26 protein-coding genes are annotated in these 23,287 nt (G+C 49.2%); 10 read left to right on the forward strand and 16 right to left on the reverse strand.

The window, feature by feature from the left end; all coding sequences use genetic code 11:
- The first annotated feature begins 68 nt into the window (after positions 1-68).
- The gene (gene rnk / locus ASG24_RS07080; RefSeq protein WP_055828471.1) at positions 69-428 is read left to right on the forward strand and encodes a nucleoside diphosphate kinase regulator; all 360 of its coding nucleotides are present in this window, start codon (positions 69-71) and stop codon (positions 426-428) included.
- A gap of 140 nt (positions 429-568) precedes the next feature.
- Here rnk and ASG24_RS07085 read toward each other — a convergent pair whose 3' ends face one another.
- Positions 569-1,318: an AAA family ATPase gene (locus ASG24_RS07085; RefSeq protein ID WP_055869553.1), complete on the reverse strand. Its 750-nt coding sequence runs from the start codon at positions 1,316-1,318 to the stop codon at positions 569-571.
- 205 nt (positions 1,319-1,523) lie between these two features.
- Here ASG24_RS07085 and ASG24_RS07090 point away from each other — a divergent pair, with 205 nt between their 5' ends.
- A complete protein-coding gene (locus ASG24_RS07090) occupies positions 1,524-1,799 on the forward strand; it encodes a hypothetical protein (RefSeq protein WP_055869555.1) in 276 nt (91 codons plus the stop codon).
- Between the two features lie 48 nt (positions 1,800-1,847).
- On the opposite strand, the gene ASG24_RS07095 is transcribed toward ASG24_RS07090, so the two are convergent.
- Positions 1,848-2,291, reverse strand: a complete 444-nt coding sequence (locus tag ASG24_RS07095) for a hypothetical protein (protein WP_055869558.1) — start codon at positions 2,289-2,291, stop codon at positions 1,848-1,850.
- Positions 2,292-2,580: 289 nt separating this feature from the next.
- Here ASG24_RS07095 and ASG24_RS07100 point away from each other — a divergent pair, with 289 nt between their 5' ends.
- Together ASG24_RS07100 and ASG24_RS07105 are read left to right on the forward strand one after the other, a co-directional pair.
- Entirely contained in the window at positions 2,581-2,811 is a 231-nt protein-coding gene (locus ASG24_RS07100; RefSeq protein ID WP_055828448.1) for a DUF2171 domain-containing protein, read from the forward strand.
- Between the two features lie 195 nt (positions 2,812-3,006).
- Positions 3,007-3,267 carry a hypothetical protein gene (locus ASG24_RS07105; protein ID WP_055869562.1) on the forward strand — a complete coding sequence of 87 codons (261 nt, stop codon included), beginning with the start codon at positions 3,007-3,009 and terminating at the stop codon, positions 3,265-3,267.
- 50 nt (positions 3,268-3,317) lie between these two features.
- Here the strand turns inward: ASG24_RS07105 and ASG24_RS07110 are convergent, their stop codons facing one another.
- Positions 3,318-4,064 carry a GntR family transcriptional regulator gene (locus ASG24_RS07110; RefSeq protein WP_055869565.1) on the reverse strand — a complete coding sequence of 249 codons (747 nt, stop codon included), beginning with the start codon at positions 4,062-4,064 and terminating at the stop codon, positions 3,318-3,320.
- A 165-nt stretch (positions 4,065-4,229) separates the two neighbouring features.
- Here ASG24_RS07110 and ASG24_RS07115 point away from each other — a divergent pair, with 165 nt between their 5' ends.
- Genes ASG24_RS07115 through ASG24_RS07130 form a run of 4 tightly spaced genes read left to right on the forward strand, consistent with a single transcriptional unit; the run spans position 4,230 to position 9,227 of the window.
- The gene (locus ASG24_RS07115) at positions 4,230-5,072 is read left to right on the forward strand and encodes an ABC transporter ATP-binding protein (protein WP_055869568.1); all 843 of its coding nucleotides are present in this window, start codon (positions 4,230-4,232) and stop codon (positions 5,070-5,072) included.
- A gap of 13 nt (positions 5,073-5,085) precedes the next feature.
- Positions 5,086-6,093: an ABC transporter substrate-binding protein gene (locus tag ASG24_RS07120; protein ID WP_055869570.1), complete on the forward strand. Its 1,008-nt coding sequence runs from the start codon at positions 5,086-5,088 to the stop codon at positions 6,091-6,093.
- A gap of 2 nt (positions 6,094-6,095) precedes the next feature.
- Positions 6,096-6,848 carry an ABC transporter permease gene (locus tag ASG24_RS07125; protein WP_055869574.1) on the forward strand — a complete coding sequence of 251 codons (753 nt, stop codon included), beginning with the start codon at positions 6,096-6,098 and terminating at the stop codon, positions 6,846-6,848.
- A 9-nt stretch (positions 6,849-6,857) separates the two neighbouring features.
- Complete coding sequence (locus ASG24_RS07130; RefSeq protein ID WP_055869577.1) at positions 6,858-9,227, forward strand: hypothetical protein; 2,370 nt, start codon at positions 6,858-6,860, stop codon at positions 9,225-9,227.
- A gap of 260 nt (positions 9,228-9,487) precedes the next feature.
- Here ASG24_RS07130 and ASG24_RS07135 read toward each other — a convergent pair whose 3' ends face one another.
- The 13 genes from ASG24_RS07135 to ASG24_RS07195 all read right to left on the reverse strand — a co-directional run bounded on the left by ASG24_RS07135 (position 9,488) and on the right by ASG24_RS07195 (position 21,476).
- On the reverse strand, positions 9,488-11,119 hold the full coding sequence (locus ASG24_RS07135) for a TadG family pilus assembly protein (RefSeq protein ID WP_055869579.1): 1,632 nt from the start codon (positions 11,117-11,119) through the stop codon (positions 9,488-9,490).
- The gene (locus tag ASG24_RS07140) at positions 11,097-11,432 is read right to left on the reverse strand and encodes a DUF3613 domain-containing protein (RefSeq protein WP_055869581.1); all 336 of its coding nucleotides are present in this window, start codon (positions 11,430-11,432) and stop codon (positions 11,097-11,099) included. The genes ASG24_RS07135 and ASG24_RS07140 overlap by 23 nt, the downstream gene beginning before the upstream one ends.
- 17 nt (positions 11,433-11,449) lie before the next feature.
- Positions 11,450-12,139 carry a tetratricopeptide repeat protein gene (locus tag ASG24_RS07145; protein ID WP_055869584.1) on the reverse strand — a complete coding sequence of 230 codons (690 nt, stop codon included), beginning with the start codon at positions 12,137-12,139 and terminating at the stop codon, positions 11,450-11,452.
- Entirely contained in the window at positions 12,136-13,053 is a 918-nt protein-coding gene (locus ASG24_RS07150; protein ID WP_055869587.1) for a type II secretion system F family protein, read from the reverse strand. The genes ASG24_RS07145 and ASG24_RS07150 overlap by 4 nt, the downstream gene beginning before the upstream one ends.
- Positions 13,054-13,055: 2 nt before the next feature.
- Positions 13,056-13,973: a type II secretion system F family protein gene (locus tag ASG24_RS07155; RefSeq protein ID WP_055869592.1), complete on the reverse strand. Its 918-nt coding sequence runs from the start codon at positions 13,971-13,973 to the stop codon at positions 13,056-13,058.
- Complete coding sequence (locus ASG24_RS07160) at positions 13,970-15,235, reverse strand: CpaF family protein (RefSeq protein WP_055869595.1); 1,266 nt, start codon at positions 15,233-15,235, stop codon at positions 13,970-13,972. The genes ASG24_RS07155 and ASG24_RS07160 overlap by 4 nt, the downstream gene beginning before the upstream one ends.
- 10 nt (positions 15,236-15,245) lie before the next feature.
- Complete coding sequence (locus tag ASG24_RS07165) at positions 15,246-16,451, reverse strand: hypothetical protein (protein WP_055869599.1); 1,206 nt, start codon at positions 16,449-16,451, stop codon at positions 15,246-15,248.
- Between the two features lie 3 nt (positions 16,452-16,454).
- Positions 16,455-17,837: a type II and III secretion system protein family protein gene (locus ASG24_RS07170; RefSeq protein WP_200936988.1), complete on the reverse strand. Its 1,383-nt coding sequence runs from the start codon at positions 17,835-17,837 to the stop codon at positions 16,455-16,457.
- 24 nt (positions 17,838-17,861) lie between these two features.
- Positions 17,862-18,791, reverse strand: a complete 930-nt coding sequence (gene cpaB, locus ASG24_RS07175) for a Flp pilus assembly protein CpaB (protein WP_055869602.1) — start codon at positions 18,789-18,791, stop codon at positions 17,862-17,864.
- 26 nt (positions 18,792-18,817) lie between these two features.
- A complete protein-coding gene (locus tag ASG24_RS07180; RefSeq protein WP_055869605.1) occupies positions 18,818-19,291 on the reverse strand; it encodes a TadE/TadG family type IV pilus assembly protein in 474 nt (157 codons plus the stop codon).
- 8 nt (positions 19,292-19,299) lie between these two features.
- A complete protein-coding gene (locus ASG24_RS07185; RefSeq protein ID WP_235562343.1) occupies positions 19,300-19,749 on the reverse strand; it encodes a prepilin peptidase in 450 nt (149 codons plus the stop codon).
- Positions 19,750-19,807: 58 nt separating this feature from the next.
- Positions 19,808-19,984, reverse strand: coding sequence for a Flp family type IVb pilin (locus ASG24_RS07190; protein ID WP_055869611.1), 177 nt, complete (start codon positions 19,982-19,984; stop codon positions 19,808-19,810).
- Positions 19,985-20,330: 346 nt separating this feature from the next.
- Positions 20,331-21,476 carry a diguanylate cyclase gene (locus ASG24_RS07195; protein ID WP_055869615.1) on the reverse strand — a complete coding sequence of 382 codons (1,146 nt, stop codon included), beginning with the start codon at positions 21,474-21,476 and terminating at the stop codon, positions 20,331-20,333.
- Positions 21,477-21,894: 418 nt separating this feature from the next.
- Here ASG24_RS07195 and ASG24_RS07200 point away from each other — a divergent pair, with 418 nt between their 5' ends.
- Both ASG24_RS07200 and ASG24_RS07205 read left to right on the forward strand, forming a co-directional pair.
- Positions 21,895-22,548, forward strand: a complete 654-nt coding sequence (locus ASG24_RS07200; protein WP_055869618.1) for a pyridoxamine 5'-phosphate oxidase family protein — start codon at positions 21,895-21,897, stop codon at positions 22,546-22,548.
- Between the two features lie 258 nt (positions 22,549-22,806).
- Positions 22,807-23,094 carry a hypothetical protein gene (locus tag ASG24_RS07205; RefSeq protein ID WP_162241160.1) on the forward strand — a complete coding sequence of 96 codons (288 nt, stop codon included), beginning with the start codon at positions 22,807-22,809 and terminating at the stop codon, positions 23,092-23,094.
- Positions 23,095-23,287 lie beyond the last annotated feature (193 nt).

Consider the following 23,287-nt stretch of genomic DNA (forward strand, 5'->3'; position numbering starts at 1 on the left):
TATCCACCTGGATTATCCTGTGAGCTTGCGTGAACGGTTGATTAGCATTCATTAGAGGACCAGGAAATATGGAATCTGAAAACTTAATATTGTCGGAGCAGGACTATGCACGATTATCCCTGTTTAAAAATGATGCATTGTTACGAGATGAGTTAGGCAGAGCTGTGGTCGTGTCAGCGGATCAAATGCCTGATAATGTCGTGAGAATGCATTCACGGGTGATTTACCTGGATAAAAGTAATGGCTTGCAAAGGGAGGTTGAGCTGTGTTTCCCGGAAGAGGCAGATTTCAAGTCTGGAAAAATTTCTGTATTTTCACCAGTAGGCACTGCTTTAATTGGTTTAAAAGTGGGTCATGAGATTGAATGGCCATTTCCGAATGGCGAATCCAGGCGTCTCGAGGTGGTAGAAGTGACTCATGCACCTTGAAAAATGCCGGTGGAGTCAGCGCTAAATCCACTGGCCGAAGGATTACTAACGCAAAAACCTAAATTGAGACTCGTGAGCACTTTGGGTCTTTTTTTGATGCAAGTAAATATCCAGATAGTTAGAGGCAGGTGGCGTAGTGATTAAATGTTCAAAAGTACCTTTAACATCCGCTCTGGATGCATGATGAAATCATGTGTAATTTGATAATGCTCTGTGTCCCGGTATTCAGTGCGGGTGAGTCCGGATGGAGAGCAGGTATATATCCAGGCATCGGGGTATGCCATCAGAATTGGCGAGTGGGTAGCGATGATAAATTGCGAATCATCATTGATCAGGTCATGCATGCGCGTGAGTACCGCTAACTGTCGTTGCGGAGATAGCGCGGCTTCTGGCTCATCCAGAATATAAAGCCCTTTACCGCCAAAACGGTTCATCATCAAAGCAAGAAATGACTCACCGTGTGATTGCTCATGCAGCGAATGGCCGCCGTAAGAATTGATAATCGGTGGCCCGTATGCAGGAGCTGCGTCCAGGTTTTCTATCTCGGTGGCAACATTGAAGAAGCTCTCGGCGCGTAAAAAGAATCCATCCTTTGGTTGCCGTGTTCCCTTGGTGACACGGATAAATTCATTTAACTGCGAGTGTGATGCACGTGTCCCGAAACGAAAATTCTTGGTCCCGCCTTCCGCATTGAATCCTAAAGAAACTGCAATCGCTTCGAGTAAAGTTGATTTCCCCGAGCCATTTTCCCCCACCAGGAATGTGATCTTAGGATGAAGTTCTAATGTACTTAAAGACCGAACGGCCGGAAGAGAAAACGGGTAAGCTTCAAAGGACTCAATTCCCTCCCGTTTAAGGCTGATATTTCTGACGTATTGAGTTGAGATCATGGAGTTTGAACAGTGTTAGTTGGTTGTGATGCTGACTGGAAGTTTAATAGCAATTAGTTTTAAATGCTTACTTAATCCGGCTTTAAGAAACCTCTTACAGCAGAATCAGTAGTGTTCTGATAATCTCAAAATCCCTTCGCTACTAGTATTTCTAGACACTTAACAAAATCAGGCTAATGTTCGAAATGCTTGAATTGGAGATGCAATGACTACTGATTTAAACCGTCCTGTCGAGGGTACTGATAACCCGAAAGATAAATACAAAGATATCAACGTCAACAGAAACAATGATGGAAATTCAGGAAGCCCGCCTACGGATCTGGAAAAACAACCCGGCAATATTCCGGGTGTGGACCCCGAAGACCATCCAGCGATTAAGACAAAGATCCAGCCCGCAAAAGTGCAGGGCATTGATGCAAATAACCAGCCTGATATAGAGCCCGGTGAAATGCTGGAAGATGAAAAATTTACCGAGAAATAAGTTAGTGAGCTTTATCTAACTAAAAAGGCCCGTTTTACGGGCCTTGGATTAATCTAGGAATTTACACTCACCTGCCATCGGGATTTCAGCAAGATCGCCTTGCCCGATACATTCAAGCTTGATGTTTTGCCCGACTTTCAATTCTGCGGCTTTATCTTTCTCACTTTGCTGCAATACAAATTGCGGTTCTTTATCCGTATTCACACCACCTTTTAAACGCACATAAGGCTCTTTAATCAAATTCTTGCTGACCTCAGCGACTGTGCCAGTGACGTTAAAAGTGATGTCTTTGAATTTATTATCGGCAGTGACCACATTATCCGCATACGCTTTTGCGATCTCGTTTGCAGTGGTTTCAAAAGGCGCTTTCTCTTCCACAATTTTGTTATCAGAGGTTCTCTCCTGAATTTTTTCTGTGGGTTTATCACACGCGGTTAAATTAAGCACCATCAGCCCAGCCAATATACCAAGCAAGTAGTTATTTTTAGTCATAAACACTCCGTCCGTTATTTAAAGTTTTGATTATTGAGACACTGGTTTTAAAACATCATAGATTTGTAAAAAGTACACAATGGCTAGAACCTGAAGTCTTTCCTTAGTTCCATCTCCCCATTTTTTGTCGTTTATGGGCCGGTGACTCCAAGCCCGTTTGCAAGCCATATTGGAGAGTTTTATAGTCTCTTTCCTACGTTAGTTTCAGACATAACTTATAACGCAAGGCTAGAATTAATCTTAATCTGATATTTAAACCGGAATACCGGTTCATCCTTGGAGATAAGATATGAATACCAGTCAGATTATTCCCGAAATGCCAGTGGTCTGTTCACAGGGTGGCCAATTCGCCACTGTGGATCATATGGAAGGCAGCAATACCATCAAGCTGAAAAAAGACGGGCAGGGTCAGCATCACTATATTCCAACCAGTTGGGTCACCGGCGTTGAAAACGGAAAAGTAGTGGTTGACCGCCCAGGTGATGAAGCCATGAAAGACTGGTCTAGCAAGCCGATGTAGTCATGCATGTAATCAGTCATTAGAAAAAGGAGCCTAGGCTCCTTTTCGGATAGTGAATGTAGAACATCATCACTTCTGACACGCGATTCTTACAGCCTTATCAGCTATTTTCTGATGAAAACTTTCTGCATGGCTTAATAAGATAGATGTGCAAAAAATTATATATGAGCGTAATTCTGTAAAAAGGAGAAGGTAATGGCTACTGACCCGAATGGCAAGATTGAGGGTGTTGGAGAGCAAGTGAATCAACCAGATCATCAAACGGATATCCATCCTGATGAAACAGACGATGTAAACCCCGCGAACACACCGGAGATTGAACCAGGGAAAATTCCTGGTGTTGATCCCGAAGTCGTCCCAGGCGTGGAGCCGGAAATTGCACCTGTGGTTGAACCAGAGATTGAACCTGGAAAGATTCTGGACGATTCATTAATCCCCCCTAAAAATCCGGGCTAGGCAAGCACGATTAATAAAAGTAGTGACAGTTGCGGCGCTCGTTTGTTGATTTAGCTGACTTTGAAGTGGCTGCTCAACACAAATTCGTAATGTTCAGGGCGGATATAGAATATTGAATGGTCACAACACGTGTTGTTTGATAGATATGAAAGCCTCTTCATAATCAATAATGGCATGCCAGGGCTGATTTCCAGAGCTTTGGCATGTTTTACATCAGCCAATTGTGCGGTAATCGATAACTCTGCTCTCTCCACTTTCAGTCCTGTCACGGTTTCTATCACCTTGTAGCTTGGCTGACTTTCAATAGTATCCAAACTCACTGCTGCAACTTCTGCAAGCAGATGGCTTTTGCCGATTGCAATAGGTTGATTATCAACCACGTGCAATCGTTCGATGAACAGGCTTTGAGTAGTCTCCGCACTGAATATGCTTTTCAAATTTTCGGGAATATCAATGACGCGATGGGAAAGCAGGCGCATTTCCGGTTTGAGTCCCTGTATCACCAGCGTCTCATGAAAGCTGCGTAAAGTATCCAGGCCATAGCGCAATTGCTTGTTGAATACATAAGTGCCTTTACCTTGCTTGCGCTCGACAATCTTCTCTTCCACCAGCTGATCCAACGCCAGTCTGACGGTTATCCGGCTGACGTTAAAACGTGCCTGCAATTCCGCCTCGGATGGTAACTTGCCTGACGGTTCATACAAACCGCTGCTGATCTCTTCGCGTAGCAGGGATGAAATCTGCAAATATAAAGCAGTGGGGTTTTCCCGTATTAAAGGTGAAGGTGTGGATTTCAATTGCGCTTATCTTGTATGAATCAGGAGATGAGTAACTGACAGATTGTATGCGTTTGCATGGCAGATTAAATATACAAATAAGTTATAAGAATATATTTTTTTATTCTTTGTGCCAACTTGTATTAACTTGTATTATTTTGACAAATTTTACACTGCTAATAAGTCATGGTCATTCAACGTTCACCAGCGAGTACTAATTCAAATGCCCCGCGCAGGCCAGCTGCATCTTTATCGGTGGATGATATCAACTTTTCTTATGCGAATGGGCATACGGTTTTTGATGGGTTTTCGTTGCATGTGCAACCCGGTGAGTTCGTTTCACTTTTGGGTCCTTCAGGTTGCGGCAAGACTACACTTTTAAACCTGCTGTCAGGTTTCCAGAAACCATCATCGGGCACTATCCATATCAATCACCAGCCTGTGCATCCTGAAATGCCTGAACTTGGTTATGTGTTTCAATCGCCGCAACTATTCCCCTGGCTTAGTGCATTAGAAAATGTGCGCTTTGGTCTACGCATGCAAAAACAGCTAGGTGTTAAAGAGCAACTGGATAAAGCCAGGCACTATCTTTCGCTGGTGGGACTGGATAATGCCGCAGACAAACTGCCTTATCAGTTGTCTGGAGGGATGCAGCAGCGGGTGTCGCTCGCGCGTGCGCTGGCGCTTGAGCCGGCATTGCTATTGATGGATGAACCCTTTGCGGCGCTGGATGCAATCACCCGCAACAATCTCAATGAAGAGACGCTACGACTGTGGTCTGAACTCGGCCAAACAGTGCTGTTTATCACGCACGATATTGATGAAGCCATTTTTATGTCTGATCGGGTGGTTGTGCTGGGCATTGCGCCGCAAGGCATCCACAGCGAATTGGCTATCGATCTTACCCGTCCGCGAGCGAATATTGATACCCGCAAACTGACGGCGTTTCTGGATTACCGCACTCGCTTAATGAGCACCATATCTGACGTCATTCATACAGATGTCACTGCTTCAAACATTCATTCATGATCAGGAAATAAAAATGATTAAAAAATCTATCACTGCCATTTTTTCTGTCGCCCTCATTTGCCTGGCGACTAGCGTATTTGCCGAAGAAAAGCCGCTGAGGATTGGCTGGGTGTATGCCATGGCCAATGCACCGGCGGTGATTGCCGATAAAAAGGGATTCTATGCAGCGGAGGGCCTGAATGTAGATCTCAAATCTTTCAACGATGGCCCATTGTTGCAACAGGCTGTCGCAGCAGGTGATCTGGATGTCGCTTATGTCGGTTCGCCACCGGTGTATCACTGGTTCTCTCGAGGCCTGGAGAGCAAGATTCTGGCGCAAGTCAATTATGGCCAGGCAGCAGTGATCGCCAATCAGAAAAGCCCGGTGACTACGGTCAGTGATTTACGCGGAAAAAAACTGGCCGGGGTAGCGAAAGGCAGTGGTATGGATGTGTTGCTGCGTGGTTATGTGCTGAAAGAAAAAGCCAAACTGGACCCTGACCAGGACCTGTCGATTATCAATATGCCGGCAGGCAATATGAATGCGGCGCTTGAGCACAATGAGGTGGATGCGGCATTCTCATGGGAGCCGTTTGTCAGCCAATCGTTGTTGCGTGGTTCAAGCAAGCTGGTGCTGGATGTGAATAAAGAGTTGCCGCAATACCCCTGGTACGTGGTGATTGCATTGCCGAAAACGCTCAAGAGCCGTCCGGAAGAAGTGACCAAGTTGCTGCGCGCGCATCTGAAGGCGATTGCATTCCTGCAATCAAATCCTGATGAATCGAACCAGATTATTGCGGAGGCATTCAAGCTGGAAACTACGCAAGGTGCCAACGGCAAAACCATCAAGCCGGAGGAGATCGTGCAGGAAGCACGCAAGCGCATGGACTGGTCTGCACGACTCGATACCAAAGACCTGCAATTCATCCAGCGCCTGATGGATTACTCACTGTCATTAGGCTTTATCAATAAACCGCTGAAAGTCGAGCAGGTGGTAGATACCTCTTTCTTGCAAAGAGCCGAGCAGTCTTTAAGTAAATAACAATGAGATTTTCTGCAAAATTCCATTGGGGCTGGTTATCGCTCCCTTTCCTGCTCATCGTCTGGAGCGCGATTGCCAGCCAGTATCCTGCTTATATATTGCCACAGCCGTGGGATGTCGCGCAGGAGGCTGTGCGATGGCTTAAAGACGGCAGCTTGTGGGTGCATTTGCGAGCCAGCCTGCTTGAGGAAATTGGCGGCTTTGCCCTGGCAACGGTAATCGCGATATTGCTCGGCTCCCTGGCGGGCTTATCCAACAATTTTCGCGACTTCATCTCGCCATTGAACAGCCTGTTTATGGCTATTCCGCCGGTGGCGTGGGCACCACTGACCATGATCATTTTTGGATTAGGGTATTGGTCGATAGTGATGGTGATCTTTATTGCGGCCGTGTTTCCGATGGCAATTACGATCCAGGAAGGCATACAAAGCATACGCGGTGGTGAAGTGCGTGCTGCGCGTACCCTGGGCGCTGATACCTGGCAAATTATTCTGCATGTATATATCCCCGCTTCATTGCCTTTCGTCACGGCTGCATTACGCATCGGCTTTAGCCAGGCGTGGCGGGCATTAGTGGCCGCTGAAATGATAGGTGCTTCCAAAGGCATAGGCTGGATGGTTTCTATGGGTGGCCAGATTGGCAATAGCAACCAGGTGCTGTTAGGGATCGCGACCATAGGCCTGATTGCCTGGCTGATGGAAAACCTAGCATTCAAACGTTTAGAAAAACACTACCAAACCTGGCGTGTTCAGTAAGAGTAAACCATGAAAAATTTCGATCCAAAAAATGAAGCTGGTCAATATATTGCGCCTCAAGGGCTATATGAGCGCAATAAGGCCAGGCCCTTTCTTGGCAGCCTCACCGCTAACCGGCAAGAGTTGGTAGCAGGCGAGTGGGCAGAGTTAGTACTGACTTACGAAGTCGGCGGCTCCGGTCTGGCCGATGGTGCCTGGTTAAAGTTGGCATTTAAATTTTATTCTGACTGGGCATTGTTCCAGACCAGTGATCCAGCCGCTGCAAACTACATCTCTGCTGAATATCAGGCGGGTGAATTGGTGCCTGGGCAAAGTCCTGCTACCGTACAAAGCCTCAAGGTCAGGTTTGACCAGAAGGGGCATGAGCGTCCTTTCCAGAAAACCGTGATTGTCGATGTCGTGGATGGCTATCTGAATCCGGGCGACCGTATCATCATTCGCCTGGGTGACCGCCGTCATGGTGGTCCTGGGACACGGGTACAAAGTTTCGTTGAAAAAGACTTCCAGTTCAGGCTGTTTATCGACCCGCTAGGCAGTTCAAAATTTGCTGAAGTACCTGGCGATGTGTTATTGAATATTATTCCCGGCGAACCTTCAGCGCTGCAGATCATTACGCCACGGTTGGTGAATTGCGAGGAGTCTTTCGATATGATTGTGCGGGCAGACGATGCCTGGGGCAATACCTGCCGCAATCTTCCTTTAGCTGGTAGTTTGTTGTTGTCTGGCGCTAACGGTGAGCACCATGATTTTCCGTTTACCCTGGCGGAACAAGGCTGGGCCATTGTGCGTTTGGGTGGCATGAGGTTAGGTCATCCAGGCGAATGGAAAATACAGGCCAAGGTTGAAGATGCCCGGGTCACCAACGCGCAAGCCTATGTGAATGTTTCAACAGAAGTGAATGCGTTGCGGCCGCTTTACGCCGACCTGCATGTGCATTCGGATGATACCGTAGGCACGAATGATACCTTGTACAACCTCAGTTATGGCCGTGACGTAGCCGGTCTGGATATCCTGGGTTATACCGCCAATGATTTTAATATTACCGAGCAACGCTGGGACAAGGCGGTTGCCCTGATTCACAGCCTGAATGAGCCAGGCCGGTTTGTTTGCTACCCTGGCACTGAATGGTGCGGTAATTCCTGCGCTGGTGGCGACCGCAATATTGTCTTTTTGCGTGACAGCAAACCGCTGTTTCCTTTCGACGAGCACGGCCGATTGGTACGCTCGTTCGAATGGAATGAGTTTACGCATGGCACGCTGACGCCGGGCGCGTGGCCGGTCGACGATTTGTATGCCGCCTATGCGCATGATCCGGAAGGGCATTTGATGATGCCGCATGTAGGAGGTCGCCGTTGCAACCTGGACTGGCATCACCCCGAACTGGAAAGACTGATAGAAGTCAGCTCGGCTTGGGGCCAGTTTCACTGGGTCTACGCCGAAGCCTTGCAACGCGGTTACCGCGTAGGTGCTGCTGCCAATAGTGATGAGCATCAGGGGCGTTGCGGCGGTGGCGTACCGGCCACTGCAGTATTTGGTTCCCGTGGCGGCTTAACAGGTGTGTTAGCCACGCAGTTTGATCGCGAAGGGGTAGCCAAGGCACTTCGTGCCCGCCATACCTTTGCCACGACCGGCGAGCGCAGTTTTGCCAGCTTGCGGCAAGGAGAACACCTGATGGGTGACGCATATGTGCCTGAGCTATCCGTTCCGCTGGAATACCAGGTGCTGGGAGATCAGGGTTGGGAAGAAGTTAGTCTATACGCTGGTGACCAGCGCATCTGGGCACGCAACCTACATGAGGAGTTGGGATTGGCCAGCAACCGCATCCGCATAAGACTGGGTGGGGCAAGAATCAAGGATCGTTACCGCGGTGCCTACTGGACGGGAGAGGTTCAGGTAACTGGCGCAACGATTACCGATTTCAGTGCGTTTGGCCTTGATCATCCCGAACAGGTTTGCTGGCGTAATGATGCTTACACTATTGGTTTCCGTACCGATACCAATGGCGACAGTGACAGCATAGAGATTGAGCTTTCCAACCTGGCTGGCTGCAAAATTATGTTGAAATCGCGTATTGATAGCTACATTAAAGTAGGTGATCCATTAGAGCCACAACCTTATGTGCATGCGCCGGAAGTGAAGCTCGAACTGGATGGCGACAGCTTGTTGGCAACACAGCAACTCGAAAAACAATTACCGGGCGCCGAATTGAAAGTGGCTATAGAACGTATTACTGATAAAGAGTTACCACGCGATGTTTCCGGGCAGATTGACTTACCGGCGCTAGAACTCGAATCCGGCAGGGAGCATGCTTTATTCATCACCGCCAGACAGCGTGATCAATCCAGGGTATGGACTTCGGCACTGTTTTTAAGCTTGTAGTGCAGGTCGGGAAAAACTCCTATAGGCATGCAAAATGTTTCCCTGCATTATGGTGCCCAGGGTTTGCTTTACTACTAGGACCGTTAGGATAAGTCGCTTATTTTAACGGAGTGAAACAATCCCTGCCCACATTCGACAATTTGCATATTGATCCAGTGTTAAAAAAAGGCATCTCCTCCGGGGTGCCTTTTTGCTTTTATAGCTTATCTGTTTGTTGCTGCTTAGCGCCTTCTAAGTCGAGCAGGCTGTTTGAATTCCCGCTACATCACCAGCGGTTTTGCCTGGCGATACTGCACATCACTCAATGTAATATCCATGCCGCCCAGGCTAATACCCAATAAACTCAATAGCGGGTCCAGCAACACCCTGCCGATTTCTGCCAGCAGCGGACTAACAATCGAAGAAATCACATTATTGATCAGCCCGAGGTTTAACACGCTCAACACGGTAATCGTCAATGCATTTGATCGGCCCAGGGCATTTTGTAGGCTGCTGCCCAAGGGGCTGGCCATACTTTGCATTAAGGGCAGGTGACTTTTGGTTGGATGCGCTACAGTGAATACCACTGTTTGCGCATTAGGCGGTTGTAGCGGGATGTTCAAACCGATGTCAGCAAGAGCAAGAAGACCTGATAATGTTGAAATCCTTGCTGGTCCGGTGCCAGCGCTGTTCCTCAGTGTCAGCGCTGCAATGCCTGGTGTGGCTTCAATCTCTACTTCTGTATCACCCTCATTGTGCCTGATACTGCGCAGGCTGGCAGAGCCTTGGGCCACCTCCATACCCAGTGCGAGGTCTATGCGTGCCAGCAACGGAATATTGACCAGCACTGCGACCCGCGTCCGGATCTGCGCCGTACGTGCTGAAGTACATATGCCGCCACCTTCTGCCGCAGGGCCGATGGCCAGTTTAGGTGCTTCGGTAACCGTTACCTGGGCATTGATGCTGGTAATAGAGGGTATGTTGATACCAAGGGGCAGGGTGATGGCATTGACGCCATTGGCAACCATGGCCGCGGTGGTAATGACTGACAAGGCATTCAATGCAACGGTGGCCGCAGCATTGGCGTCGGGCGTTGTGACGTCCAGCACGTCACCCAGTTTAAGCGTAGCGGGTTTAATGGTCATATTGGCAATGTTCTGCATCGCCGAAATTGCCTGTATATCTGCAAGGCTGTTGCGGGCAGCGGCGCTGGCAACCAGGTCGAGTAAATCACCAATTTGCATATTGGTATTCAGCAAGCCCTCCACCGTGCCGCTTTGCCCGGAAACGGCGAGGATATCTTGCAAAGTCACGGTGGTGGCTGCAATACCGCGATAGGTAAGTGCATCCAGCGACAGGGGGGCGCCCAGCATGCCACCTAACAGGCCATTCAGTAATACCGATTGCTGGCTGCTGAGATTGGTGGTGAAACTGCCAACGCCAAAGGTTGCCAGGGATGGATCAGAGGCCGAGACTGCCTCAGCATGTAACGAAACCGTGCCACCAAACAGACCACCGGCTACCATGCTGCTAGGAACTACTTTAGTGGCCTTGACATACACCGCACCACGGCTGCCGTCGGCACTAAACTGGCGTATGCCTTGCACTGTATTCAGCTTGCCAAGCAGCACCTGGTTTGGGGTTGCAGATAACTGGCCATCAAAGCCGTTATTTAACGCGGCTTGTTGTGCCATTTGAGCGACACTTTGCTGGCTGGCATCACAGCCTAGATGGCGCGCTGCATGGATGGCGGCCATATCCGCCACGGATTGCAATTTTTTCTGTTGCATCCACAGGCGGCCACTGTCGACCACCAACGCAGTCAGTAATAATGCCATCAGCAATAACAGTCCGCCGACGAGGCCGATGGCCCCGCGCTGGTAGCGATATTTAGCGAGCGGTCTGCATCTCATGCTCGAAGAATTCCGGTATCGGCTTTTCAAAGCTTTTGAGGTAGCGGCTATGTACTTTATTCATCACCTCGCCGGAATATGGCTGCGCCTGGGCTGAGGCAGATTTTCCCGAACGTTGCAGTTCCAGCCATTGCTGGGTCGGTGACAGCTGTCGAGGGGCAGGTTTGATTTCTGCTGGCTGGCTTAAGGATGGTTCTGCGGAAGATGAAGGATAGGCGGCTGTCGCATGCGTGGGCAGGCTTTGCACCTCTTCTGCCAGGGAGACGTTAATACTTAAACATCCACCCAGCATAAACATAAATATGCGCTTCATGATGATCTCCTTCTTGTTCATTGTGCAGTGACCGGGCCGGCTCTGTTGCCCGCTTGCGCCAATTTCTTCAGTTGCTGCAATTCATCGGCCACAATCCCAAACTGTTTGGCAAACGCTTCTGCACGTGCGGTATCGCCCTGTTGGTAAAGCAATAAAATAAGGTTATGGGCCGCCTGCCGGTAATCGGGTGCCAGCTCTACCGCAGTGAGGAATTCGTGCAAAGCGGCGTCATGCTGGCCCGATTGCATCAACACATAACCGTAGTCATTGCGGATGGTATGTTCGGTAGGCAGTGTGCCACTTGCTGCTTTAAGGTAACGCAAAGCCTCCGGTAAATTGCCGGCATTGCTGGCGATCAGCCCCAGGCCGCGATAGGCGTGGCCGGAGACACAGCTGTTGGTCAATTGTTCGTAAATTACCTGTGCCTGTAGCGCCCGCCCGGTCTGGCGTAAGCCGTGCGCACGCAATAATTCTGCGCGTTCGCTCTTGGTCTTGAGCGCATCGAGGTGGGCGATGGCGGCGTGTGGTTTCCCATCTGCCAGCATTTGCTGAATCAGCGCCAGCCTGGTGGATTCTTCGGGGATAAGCTCTGTGCAAACCTTGTCTGCAATGAGCTTAATAGGTGCTTTGCCATCGGCTGCCATCGCATTTAATGAGGTGTGCAGCCACAGGCCGGCGAGCATGATTAAACATGTGATCGATCTCATAGACCATTGACTCCATTCAAGGCTTTGGAGAGCCCCATAAATCCTGGCCCGGCCAGGAAAATCATCAATGCCGGAAACAGGAATAAAACCATCACTACCGTCATCTTGGCGGAAAGTTTGCTGACATATTCGCGTAAATCGGATACCTGGCGCTGCTCAACCAAGGTGGTATATTCCGCCAGCGAATCACGGATATTGCCGCCGTAGCGCGTCACCTGTTTCAGCATGGCGATGGTGTCGGTCAATTCCATGACCTCTAATGGCGTGGCCATGTCCATCAGGGCATCCGAGCGGTCCTGGCCGGACTGTATGCGTTTAATCACCAGTTTCAACTCGTTCGCCAGGTTAGGAATCAGGTCTTGGCCTTGTTGCTCAATGACTAACAAAATGTGTTCTATCGACAGGCCTGCTTCGAAGAGCATGCGTAGTAAATGCAAAAATGGAATGATTTCTTTACGGAGGGCATCACGCCGATTTTGTGCCTTCCAGCGCAACAGGCGGCGAATCAGCACAAAGCTCGCAGCAAAGACGAACAGCAAATGGAACAACACATTGATCCAGGTATCCTGATTCAAAACTGCATAAGCGGCCGCCATCAAACCCAGGGCCAGCGGTAGCAACCAGGCGGCCAGCAGGAAATTCAGCTGCGCCTTGGCACCTCGCCAGCCTGCCTGCACCAGCAGGCGTTGCATTTCTTCCATTTCGCTGCTTGAAACCTTGTCCAGAACTTCATGTACGACCTCCTCCAGGTCAAGTGGCCCAAACCGGGTTGAGATGTGGATACCTTCCTGCTGTAAAGCTTCGCGGAAACGTCGCTGAATGTATCGCGGATGGCTATCTTTAAGGGCGCCATACAGCATCAGGCCTGCTGAGACCAGCAAGAAAACCAGAGAAATCGGCCATAAAATGCTCATCTTTACACGCTCCGCAGCATGCGCCAGAGGATAAATGCGCCCGTGCCTTGCAGCAGCAGTGCAGTCATCAGCAAAGTTTTGCCAGTAGGATCATCCAGCAGCATATTCAGGTAGGTAGGATTCATCACCATGATGTAGACGGCGATTGCGAGAGGCGTAGTCCCCAGCACCCAGGCGGACATCCTGGTTTCGCCGGTCATGGCTGCCAGTTCCCGATGTGCCAATTCCTGCTGGCGCACCATTTTCACCACACTATCCAGCATGTCGCGCGGGCTGCCACCATACTGATTGCTGATGCGCATGGACAACGCAATCAGGTTGAGCTCACGCAGGTTGTGGAGCTTGGCTGCCTCGGTCAGGTTTTCCACCATGTCGGCGCCGAGGTCGGCGGCACGTGTGACCCGGTCTACTACATAACGCAAAGGGGGCGCCGATTCATTTGCGGCAAAGCGGATAGCACTTTCCAGGCTGCGCCCGGTGCTCAGGCTGCGTAACAGCTGGTCGATAAACAGTGGAATCTGGGCAATGGTCTGTGCCTGACGTCGGCGCAACCGGCTATACGGCAGTAAAAACCCAAAGATAAACAGGGTGGCACCGGTCATCAGGGTTGCACCGATCAACCCATAAATGAGCCAGCCAACCATGCCGATCAACAGTAGTCCAGCCGGTATCAGGAATGCATGTTTCTTTTGCAAGTCAAACCCAATGTAGATAGAAGCGCGTGTTTTGAACTGTAGCCAGGGCGTCTGCTGTGCCCCGGGTACAGCACCGGCAACGGTGATGCCATTCGGCAACACTTCGCGAAAATGGCTGAACATCAGCTCACGGATACGCGCCTGCTTGCTGTACCTGAACATCCAGAAAGCAAGCAGCAACATGCCGGCAGAGGCCAGAATAATACACACGACTAACGTAGTCATGCCTGCCTCCGGAATGGCAGATTCTGTAATTTCCTGGTGCAGGGCCTGACGCCAGGGTGATCAAAATAGCCGGTGGATGCGTCGTAAGCGTACAGCTCATTCAGCACAAAGTGACCATCGCGCACACCGGCAATCTCGGTAATTGAAGTAACCTTGCGCTGCCCATTCGGCATGCGTGCAATCTGCACCACCAGTTCAATGCCGGCGGTTATCATCTTGCGTAAGGTACTTTCCGTGCCTTGGAATTTTGCCAGACCAGCCAGCATTTCGAAGCGCAACATGGCGTCTTCCGGGCTGTTGGCATGCACCGTACTCATACAACCATCATGGCCGGTATTCATGGCTTGCAGTACATCCATCACTTCTTCGCCGCGGACCTCGCCCAGCACTATACGGTCCGGCCGCATACGCAATGAGTTTTTTACCAGCTCGCGTGCGGTAATTTCGCCGTTGCCATCAATGTTGGAGGGCCGAGTTTCCAGCCTGACCACATGCTCGTGTTCCAGTTGCAGCTCGGCTGCATCCTCAACGGTGACGATCCGCTCATTGGGAGGGATAAACCGGCTAAGCACATTCAGTAAAGTGGTTTTGCCGGCACCTGTACCACCGCTCACGATCAGGTTGCAGCGTCGTTCAACCGCGGCAGTCAGGAAAGCCAGCATTTCTTCATCCAGCGTGCCATATTGCAGCAAGTCTCCGGAAAGTAGTGGTTGCTTGCGGAATTTACGAATCGACAGGCACGGGCCATCCAGCGCCAGTGGTGGAATGATGGCATTGACCCGGCTGCCATCCGGCAGCCGTGCATCAACCATCGGGCTGGCTTCGTCAATACGGCGCCCCAAATGGGCAAGAATACGGCGAATCACGCGTAATACATGTTCATCATCAATGAAGCGCAAGGTGGTGGTTTCCAGCCTTCCATCTCGCTCGATAAAGATTTTTGTCGGGCCATTGACCAGAATATCGTTGATGCGGTCATCCTTGATCAAGCTTTCCAATGGGCCATAACCGGCCAGTTCGTCGACCACTTCTTCTACCAGGTTATCCAGGTCGTAACCGCTGATAGGCAGATGCCGGTCAGCCACATAGGCAATCACTTTTTCACGCACATAATCGGCAACCTCGTCACGTGCCAGCTCCAGCAATCCCAAGTGGTCGCGTTCAATTTCTGCAATGAGGTGCTGATGCAGCTGAAACTTGAGCTCCTGGTAGTCTTGCGCCTGTTTCAGGCCATAATCAAATCCGCGTAACTGGAAGTTCATCTTCATGCCTTTAAGATTTATCGTCGGTAGATGTGATGGCAGAAATCAGCTTATGCAGCAGGCCGTTCTTTTTTTCAGTTTGCGTGGCGGGGCCATCCAACAATTTGTCAGCCAGTTTGCGCACACTGACGCTGTAGGGGTCATTGGGAGACAACTCAAACATGCTTTCGCCAGAATTCATGGTGGCAAGGCGTGCCATGCCAGAAGATGACAAGCTGGAAAGCAAAGGCAGGCCAAATGATTGGGCAATGCTATCTGCGTCCGGCGGCATTTTGGACAGGTAGCGATCTACTACCACACCGGTACTGGCCAGAGAGACCTTTTCCTCACGCAAATGCTTGATCAACTGCATGTTCTGCCGGCAGCTGGGCACACTTTGCTCTACCAGCAAAACAATCTGGTCGACATTGCCCAGCAGCAATAGCAGGAAATCTGAATCGACCATGCCACCCAGGTTAAGCACGATGCGTGAGAAATGGCGACGCAGGCTGCGTAGCAGCACGCATACATCAGCGGCAGTAAACTGGGCGCCTGTCCAGGAGTCTTCCGGCATTGAAAGCACGGTGAGTCCGCTTTTATGGCGGCCAAAACCGGTTTGGATCAGGGTGGAATCGATACGCCGCAAGCTGCGGATCGCATCGATAAAACTATACGAAGAAGTCAGTCCAAGGTAGAGCATGGCATCGCCATGGGGCACCCCCAGATCCAGCAGCAGAGTAGGCTCGGTCTCCTGAATCGCCAGCGCAAGATGTAGCGCCAGCATGGGCGAATCGCTGCCTGGGCGGGCGCTGACCACCGCAGTGATTTTGCCATGCTGGTCACTTTGTGAGGTTTGCAATCCGTTATCACGGGGATTCAGGCGTTTGACTTCGGCGATGACTTCGCTTGCACGACTGCCAATCTTGATAAAACGGGCACCAAGGCGGATGACGGTGAGCAACAGGTTCTGGTCAAAAGAATCTGCCACTACGATCACCGGCAAGTAAGGTTTGGCAGCAATAATACCTTCAATCAGTAAAGCTTCTTTTCGATACTCAGCCGGATTCAGCTGCACAAAAATAATGGAGGCACCGATGGCATCCGAGAGTTGTACCACCCGGTCAATCGAAGGCGAATCGGCAGGAATCATTTCACCTTCATCCCGCAGCGATTGGCCCAGCCATTGCAGGCAGTCCTGGCTTTGGGTAATGGCAATAAAGCAGTTACGTTCGCTCATGGTTTACCTCGAAAAGCCGGTGGCAGGGATCCCAGTATCCGGCTTGGGGCCTTTCTGGAAGAACAGGTCGCTGTAGCTGGGGTTGTAGTCACGCAGGTTGCCGCCTGGCATGACTGGTAACGCGGCATCCCTGGCAATGGGTCGCACCAGGTGCGGGGTGACTATCATCAGTAATTCTTTGTCTTCACGGTCAAAACGGGTAGAGCGGAAAAACGCGCCGATAATCGGCAGGTTACCTAGTCCCGGAACCTTGTCCACATCTTGCAATGTGTTACGGCTGACCAGGCCGCTGATGACAAAACTTTCGCCATCGCCGAGCGAGACGCTGGTATCTGTCCTCCTCACGCGCAAGCCAGGCACGGCAACCCCGCCGCTTTGTACGGCATTGGTAAAGTCGATCTCACTGACTTCCGGGGATACCTTGAGAAAAATCCTGTTTGAATCTAAAACTGTAGGTGTCAGCATAAGACGCACGCCATATTCTTTGTAACGAATCGTCACTGCGCCCAAGCCGCCTGCACCTGACTGTATAGGAATGGGAAATTCACCACCGGCAAGAAAACTGGCACTTTGCCCAGAAGAAGCAGTAAGGCTTGGTTCTGCCAGTGTGTATGCAAAGCCATTCGCTTCGAGAATACTCAGTGTACCGAGCAGGCCTCGACTTGCATTCCCAGCCACAAAGTTAAAGGCATTCGGGACAGGTAAAAATCCTGAGGCGCTATCCAGTGTGAAAGGCTCGCCAGAACTACCATTAAAAGTGACCGGAGGCCCTCTACGCACACCACTAAGATTGCCCGGGGTCCCCATGGAAAGCGTGGTGTTGCCACTATTCTTCCCCAGGAAAAACCCAGCCCGCATCATATTTTGTTTGCTCACTTCAACCACTTTGATATCAATCTGCACTTGATTATCGAAGCTGCTCAAAGTCGCATCCATCGGGGTTGTGATGCTTTTATCAACGGCCTGGCGGGCGAAGGTATGGTCTTCCAGGGAATCGGCTTCACCGGCCATCGCCACCTGGTTGCCTGCTGGCAACAATCTGATATTTTTAGAAAGTTTTAAACGTTGCTGTTCAAGCTCGATACTGACCTGCACCGCCACCTTGATCCGTTTTGCCGGCGTGGCTGCTTTTTCATTTTCCCATATGGCAATGTCAGTGGCGCCCGCTTGTTTGCCGATGATCAGTAGATTGCGTGAGGAAAGCATACTGATGCTGACGACATCAGGGTTGCCTACTGCCACGCGTTTGACCTGTCTGGCATGCACGTACACCTGCTGGTCGCCTACTGCCAGACTCAGGCCACTGGTTTCCTCAGCTTGTGCGGTCAGGGCAAAGCTGCACAAGCTACAAACAAGCGCTAGCCAGATATATTTTATATTCGACATGGTTAACCCCCGGCTTTCTGGTTATTATCTGGCCACATGGATGACCTCTGTTTTTTCGCCGAGATGCACAATCACCTGTTCGCGTTTAGAAGTAGCAGTGACTGGCCTCTTGCTTGACTCTGCTTGAGTGGTTTCGATAGTCGTTGGAGAAAGTCCTGGTGCTTTTACACCAAGTGATTGAGAAACTTCGCTCAACCTGACAAGCTGATTACTTGCCATAGCAGGTCCGTGGGTCGCTGAAGCCTCTCCACGCAAAGCCAGGCGTAAAGAACCTGTGTTTTCTCCCAGCATCAGTTTTGCCATATCCTCTGCGTTTACTGCAAGAATGGCAGAACGACTGTCCTTGCTGTTCTTGATGTCGGAATTGTTATCGGCGCCCAATTTGGCCGATGTTGAAGGCGTCAATGCCTCCGGCTGGCTGGATAGACTTTCGCTGGTGAGGCTGCCGTAAGCCAGCACTTTTACATCGGTGAGTATTACCTGTGCAGAACTGACTTCACCGGTTTCACGCTCGGAACGCAAATAAAGCAATACATCGACATGGTCACCTGGCTTGATAAAGCCGCCCACACCAACCACTTCATTTACTTTAATGGCGACCGCACGCTCATGCGGAGCTAGCGCTTGCCCCAGCACACTGCTGGTGGGAAAGTGCGAAGCAGTAAACGCCGCGCCTTGCATGATGGAGGTCGTGGTTGCCTTGCCAATCAACGTTTGCGGGTCGCTGAACACATGCTTGTCTAAAACAGATGTGGTAGCTGTATCCAGGTCTTCAATCACCAACACATGGCCTGCCGGCAACGTGTTTCGCGCAATGACTTGTGTATAAGTCGGTACCACCACTTTAATAGTGTCGGCTGGTTTTTTCTGGCTCAGCTTATAGCCTATATAGGCGGTGACAATGGCAGCAATCACCATCAATGTCGCCAATACACGCAAAAATGTACTGTTCATGCTGCCTTCCTTTTCTTAGTATTTTTCTAAAGTTCGATCACTGCCTTACCTGCCAGATCAGCAGGTACTTTCGGAATCTGTCCTATGATGGGTAAGGTCAGCAACGGGATCAGTGGGTCTGCGGCATAACCGCTATACACCACACTGACTGTCAGCTGGTTGCCATTCATGCTCAGTTGCACATTACTATTGCCGGCACCCAGTACCTTACTTTTCGGTTTTGTGGGTAACCAGTTCAACGAATTGCCAACCACGCTGCGTACTTTTGGGTCTATACCGTTGCTTAAATAAGCCACGTTACTGACGAACGCCAGGCGGTCGACCGCAATGGCCGCGCGTGCGCCTTCTTCAGCCGCATGTACAAATGCTGATTGCATCAGCATTACCATGGCGTAATTGACCATTGCATAAAACAGCGCAAAAAAAAGCATGAATAGCATCATGAACTCGATAGCTACTGCACCTTTTTGAGGTCTGTTTAAATAACCATTTTTTTTCATAGTTACTATCAATTGGTTATCCCTATAGCACACAGCAAACCCACTCCTAAAGCAGCGCCAAATGGCAGCCACCTATTGCCTGTGAAGGGTCGGGAACGCAGCCAGGCAATCAACAGGTAAGCCATCCCCAACAGAGCTGCAAGCAAGGCTGCTATCACAAAGGAAAACAAGGTTAAGTCGCTGCCAGCAACCAAGGCAATTGCCAGCAATAACTTGGCATCCGCAGCACCCAGCAGGCGCGCAGCATATGCCGGTAGTGTTAACAACAGGCTGATGGCGGCGCCAATCGCAGTGGATTGCAGGGTGGCATTGAGCATGGAATGGCCGGTCAACAGCAACCAGCAAAACGCAATCCCACACATGCCCAGAGTCAGCATGTTGGGGATGCGTCTTGCGTGCAGATCTGACATGGCAACAACCAGGCACCAGGCAACTACAATCATTTCAGCAACAGTCATGCTATGCATTCTGTGATTGATCGCCAGTTGGAACTGGCGAGTGCATGGGATGCGTTACTTAAGTCAGCGCAGTCTGGATGCTGGTAAAAATGGTAGTGATAGCCGTATTGATAGGCTGTACGAATGTGACAAGTGCAATAGCAACCATGGCTGCAAGTAATGCATACTCAATGGCACTGGCACCTTCTTCGTCAGAGATGAAATTTACAAACACTGTTTTGATCAAATTGAACATATTAATTCCCCGGAATATTGATAAGCTAGGTACTTCTACCCACGTTACACACATTTAAAAATCAGCACTCTTAAAGGTACTTCAATCTTTTAGCGAAAGCTTGAGGTTAAAAGCCTTTCCATCTTTTAAGCCAAACATATTGCTCTAAATGTAATTAGCAACTTATGTGCCATCCTTGTTAATATTCGTGAAACAGGTAATAACTATTTGATTTAAATATGGTTTGAGTAAATATTATTGCACATACATAACAACAATAACTATCTCAGCTTCACATATTTTGTCTAAATCATGACAAATAATGACAATAGATGCGATTTTGGAGAGTTAGGGGAGGGGGTATGGGTTATGAGACGTTCAAATTGTCCAATATCTGCCATTCCGCCCGGTTACGTCCGTTTTCCTTTGCGCGATAAAGGCATTTATCGGCTTCTACAATCAGCTTTTGCATGTCATCGTGAGGGCTGGGTAGAATTGTGGTAATGCCCATTGAAATGGTGACGGTTTCATGTGTAGATTGTTCGTGCCTGATATTCAACTTGCGCACGGCATTCAGCATGTTTTGACTAATGTTCTGTGCTTCATTTAACGAGGTATGGAATAGCACTACAGCAAATTCTTCGCCACCATAGCGGGTCACGGAATCGCCAGCGCGGCGCGCGCAACCATCTAATGCCAGTGCCACTTGGCGCAGGCATTCATCCCCAGCCTGGTGACCGTAGCTATCATTGAATTTTTTGAAAAAATCAACATCCACCATCATGAGTGATAGCGGTACTTTGGAGCGGCAAGCCTGCGCCCAATAGTTAGCAAAATTGACATCAAAACTACGCCGGTTGCCAATGCCGGTCAGTTTGTCTTCCCACGAAGCCTGTTCCGATAGTACTTGTTTCAGCAGCACATCAATCAATATCTTGCGCACCTCGCTGGCCGATGCCCACATCGTTGCACCAACCGCAATTAGCATGACCATTGCCATATGGAGGGTTTCAAAATCCAGAAACGGGGTTGCCAATAACAGCGGTACATACACCCCGGCAGCAAAGGCAAAGAATATGGGCAGGAAAACCACCAGGCGTGGCAGCGCCATGATGACGCCAATCAGCATAATGATCAGGATAGCCGCTTTGCTAGGCCTGCTTACGAACGGCAATGAGAATGAAAGCGCGCCCCAGCCCAAACCGGCAATGGCTGCTGCCGTTACATGGCGGTTTATGCGTGCCAGTTCAATGCTGACGTTTGCCGAGAGAAAATCCAGGCGACCCAGCCACCAATGCCAGGCATGCGCTACCAGCAACCAGGCATACCATGTGCCAGCATAAATAATACCTATGTCCCAGGCCAGCATACCTGCCGCAACCAACCCGCTGAATAATACGATTAATTTGCTACTGTTTTTATTTCGGTAAACATGACGTAACTCTTCACAAGCAAGGTCATGTGGATCGAACTCGAGAGTCTTGATGGCGGTTTCTCTAGTTTTTTTAATCAAAATCCGATCCTGTTCTTATTGGTTTTTGAGGGAGAGCAAGTCTGCAGGAAAGTTAAATACTCTTAATTTTTCTGTCATTGTTAAAAGTATGAGTACAAATATTATTCTTAAATATACTTTTGTGCATTCATATTTTTAGCTCGTCTATCAGCATCTATATAATTAATTTTAAAACATGTTTTGGAAACTGATTTCGACATATGTTAGACACAAAGTTAAAATCGGTATCAAGAACCATCATCAGCAATTTGTCGGTAAATTGACGCCTCAAAGCCGTTTGGTAATGATGCTATGTTCGAATAGAATGAAGCTGTAGGCTGGATCATAGATAAAAATACTTAGCCAATAATAAGGTTGGATTGATTTTAGGGTTGGATAGCATGGCCGGTACTTAATGGCCTTATTTAGGAGGTAATCAATGGCATCAATATATTCACCAGAGCACCGCGCACTGCAGGAAGAGTTTGAAACTACCAAGCTTGCAGAACTATTAGACAACGGCTGGATTCATGAAGCGATTTCTGATGAAGAGAAAGCGTTTATCACTAGCCGTGACATGTTTTTTCTTTCTACCGTTGACCGGGATGGCATGCCCACAGTGTCATACAAGGGCGGCGGCGTGGGGTTTGTAAAAGTGCTGGATGAAAGCACGCTGGTTTTCCCAGGTTTTGATGGTAATGGCATGTTTTACTCGGTTGGCAATATCGATGGCCAAGGTAAAGTTGGCTTGCTGTTTATCGACTTTGAAACACCACACAGAATCAGGGTGCAAGGCACTGCCAAACTGGTACGTGAGCATGCACTGATGGCGGAATATACCGAAGCGAAGTACCTGATCTTTGTGACTGTGACCAAGATATGGGTAAATTGCCCGCGGTATATCCACAAATATAAAAAGATTGATCAATCCAAATATGTGCCGGAGCCATGTAAAGTGACGCCAATTCCAACCTGGAAAAGACTCGATATGGTGCAGGACGCCATTACACCCGAAGAAAAAGCGATTGCAGAATCAGAAGGTTTGGTGAATCTGGAGGAGTATGTAGATAAGGTAAAACGTGGCGAAGGCTAGTAAACCCCCGTTTGCATAGGTGTTAAATGTGTGCCCTTGGTTTAGTAACCAAGGGCACACTGCTTTAGTAGCTAGCAAGTATTCATCAGAGGCATTTTTACTGAAAATTATAGGTAAAAAATACCTAAATAAATTTTCTTACACTACAATCAGAAATGGGCTTATAACTTTTTTATCTAAATTGTCTTAACTTAACGATGGGATGTTATTTATTGAACAATTGACTGAAATTTAACTTTGGAAAATGCAAAGGAGATAATGATGGCTTTGAACATAGAGTTTAAAAGCAAGGAAGTGAGAATATGGGACAAAAATCTGCTGGACCCGGATCGCTCTGAACTGGCTGATGACTCAGAAGAGTCTGAAATCCCCGAGCCGGATACTTCGAGTCCTACCCCCATTGACACTGAAATTACCGAACGCGTGGAGAGAGACTTGTACGAAGATTTTTATCCGGATGATAATCCAGATGCTCCAGATCCAGGACTCTATCGAATTATCCCTCAAGTTAAGAGAAAGGATATTAGTAAACGTGCCAGTATCTAGAGTTAAGACAATCTGCTTCACATAAAGCCCGCTAAATCCAGCCGGCTTTTTTTATTTCTATAAGGCCCATATTAAGTAACCGTCCAGCCATCCTGATCATTTATATTCCAAGCCTTGTCATCCCCACTAAATCTTAAGTGATTCGACATCAGTCAGTGACTTCCTACAGCGAAATGAGCGGCGAACTGATAGA

Source organism: Methylophilus sp. Leaf414 (genome assembly GCF_001425425.1).
Lineage (GTDB): Bacteria > Pseudomonadota > Gammaproteobacteria > Burkholderiales > Methylophilaceae > Methylophilus.

What these genes read in the sequence shown, in the direction of transcription:
- ASG24_RS07120 (WP_055869570.1), top strand. Translation starts at nt 5,086, where the DNA reads ATGATTAAAAAATCTATCACTGCCATTTTTTCTGTCGCCCTCATTTGC.
- ASG24_RS07145 (WP_055869584.1), bottom strand. Translation starts at nt 12,139, where the DNA reads ATGAGATCGATCACATGTTTAATCATGCTCGCCGGCCTGTGGCTGCAC.
- ASG24_RS07090 (WP_055869555.1), top strand. Translation starts at nt 1,524, where the DNA reads ATGACTACTGATTTAAACCGTCCTGTCGAGGGTACTGATAACCCGAAA.
- ASG24_RS07190 (WP_055869611.1), bottom strand. Translation starts at nt 19,984, where the DNA reads ATGTTCAATTTGATCAAAACAGTGTTTGTAAATTTCATCTCTGACGAA.
- ASG24_RS07125 (WP_055869574.1), top strand. Translation starts at nt 6,096, where the DNA reads ATGAGATTTTCTGCAAAATTCCATTGGGGCTGGTTATCGCTCCCTTTC.
- ASG24_RS07205 (WP_162241160.1), top strand. Translation starts at nt 22,807, where the DNA reads ATGATGGCTTTGAACATAGAGTTTAAAAGCAAGGAAGTGAGAATATGG.
- ASG24_RS07105 (WP_055869562.1), top strand. Translation starts at nt 3,007, where the DNA reads ATGGCTACTGACCCGAATGGCAAGATTGAGGGTGTTGGAGAGCAAGTG.
- rnk (WP_055828471.1), top strand. Translation starts at nt 69, where the DNA reads ATGGAATCTGAAAACTTAATATTGTCGGAGCAGGACTATGCACGATTA.
- ASG24_RS07155 (WP_055869592.1), bottom strand. Translation starts at nt 13,973, where the DNA reads ATGACTACGTTAGTCGTGTGTATTATTCTGGCCTCTGCCGGCATGTTG.
- ASG24_RS07165 (WP_055869599.1), bottom strand. Translation starts at nt 16,451, where the DNA reads ATGAGCGAACGTAACTGCTTTATTGCCATTACCCAAAGCCAGGACTGC.
- ASG24_RS07130 (WP_055869577.1), top strand. Translation starts at nt 6,858, where the DNA reads ATGAAAAATTTCGATCCAAAAAATGAAGCTGGTCAATATATTGCGCCT.
- cpaB (WP_055869602.1), bottom strand. Translation starts at nt 18,791, where the DNA reads ATGAACAGTACATTTTTGCGTGTATTGGCGACATTGATGGTGATTGCT.
- ASG24_RS07100 (WP_055828448.1), top strand. Translation starts at nt 2,581, where the DNA reads ATGAATACCAGTCAGATTATTCCCGAAATGCCAGTGGTCTGTTCACAG.
- ASG24_RS07150 (WP_055869587.1), bottom strand. Translation starts at nt 13,053, where the DNA reads ATGAGCATTTTATGGCCGATTTCTCTGGTTTTCTTGCTGGTCTCAGCA.
- ASG24_RS07140 (WP_055869581.1), bottom strand. Translation starts at nt 11,432, where the DNA reads ATGAAGCGCATATTTATGTTTATGCTGGGTGGATGTTTAAGTATTAAC.
- ASG24_RS07095 (WP_055869558.1), bottom strand. Translation starts at nt 2,291, where the DNA reads ATGACTAAAAATAACTACTTGCTTGGTATATTGGCTGGGCTGATGGTG.
- ASG24_RS07180 (WP_055869605.1), bottom strand. Translation starts at nt 19,291, where the DNA reads ATGAAAAAAAATGGTTATTTAAACAGACCTCAAAAAGGTGCAGTAGCT.
- ASG24_RS07160 (WP_055869595.1), bottom strand. Translation starts at nt 15,235, where the DNA reads ATGAACTTCCAGTTACGCGGATTTGATTATGGCCTGAAACAGGCGCAA.
- ASG24_RS07170 (WP_200936988.1), bottom strand. Translation starts at nt 17,837, where the DNA reads ATGTCGAATATAAAATATATCTGGCTAGCGCTTGTTTGTAGCTTGTGC.
- ASG24_RS07185 (WP_235562343.1), bottom strand. Translation starts at nt 19,749, where the DNA reads ATGACTGTTGCTGAAATGATTGTAGTTGCCTGGTGCCTGGTTGTTGCC.
- ASG24_RS07115 (WP_055869568.1), top strand. Translation starts at nt 4,230, where the DNA reads ATGGTCATTCAACGTTCACCAGCGAGTACTAATTCAAATGCCCCGCGC.
- ASG24_RS07085 (WP_055869553.1), bottom strand. Translation starts at nt 1,318, where the DNA reads ATGATCTCAACTCAATACGTCAGAAATATCAGCCTTAAACGGGAGGGA.
- ASG24_RS07135 (WP_055869579.1), bottom strand. Translation starts at nt 11,119, where the DNA reads ATGAGATGCAGACCGCTCGCTAAATATCGCTACCAGCGCGGGGCCATC.
- ASG24_RS07200 (WP_055869618.1), top strand. Translation starts at nt 21,895, where the DNA reads ATGGCATCAATATATTCACCAGAGCACCGCGCACTGCAGGAAGAGTTT.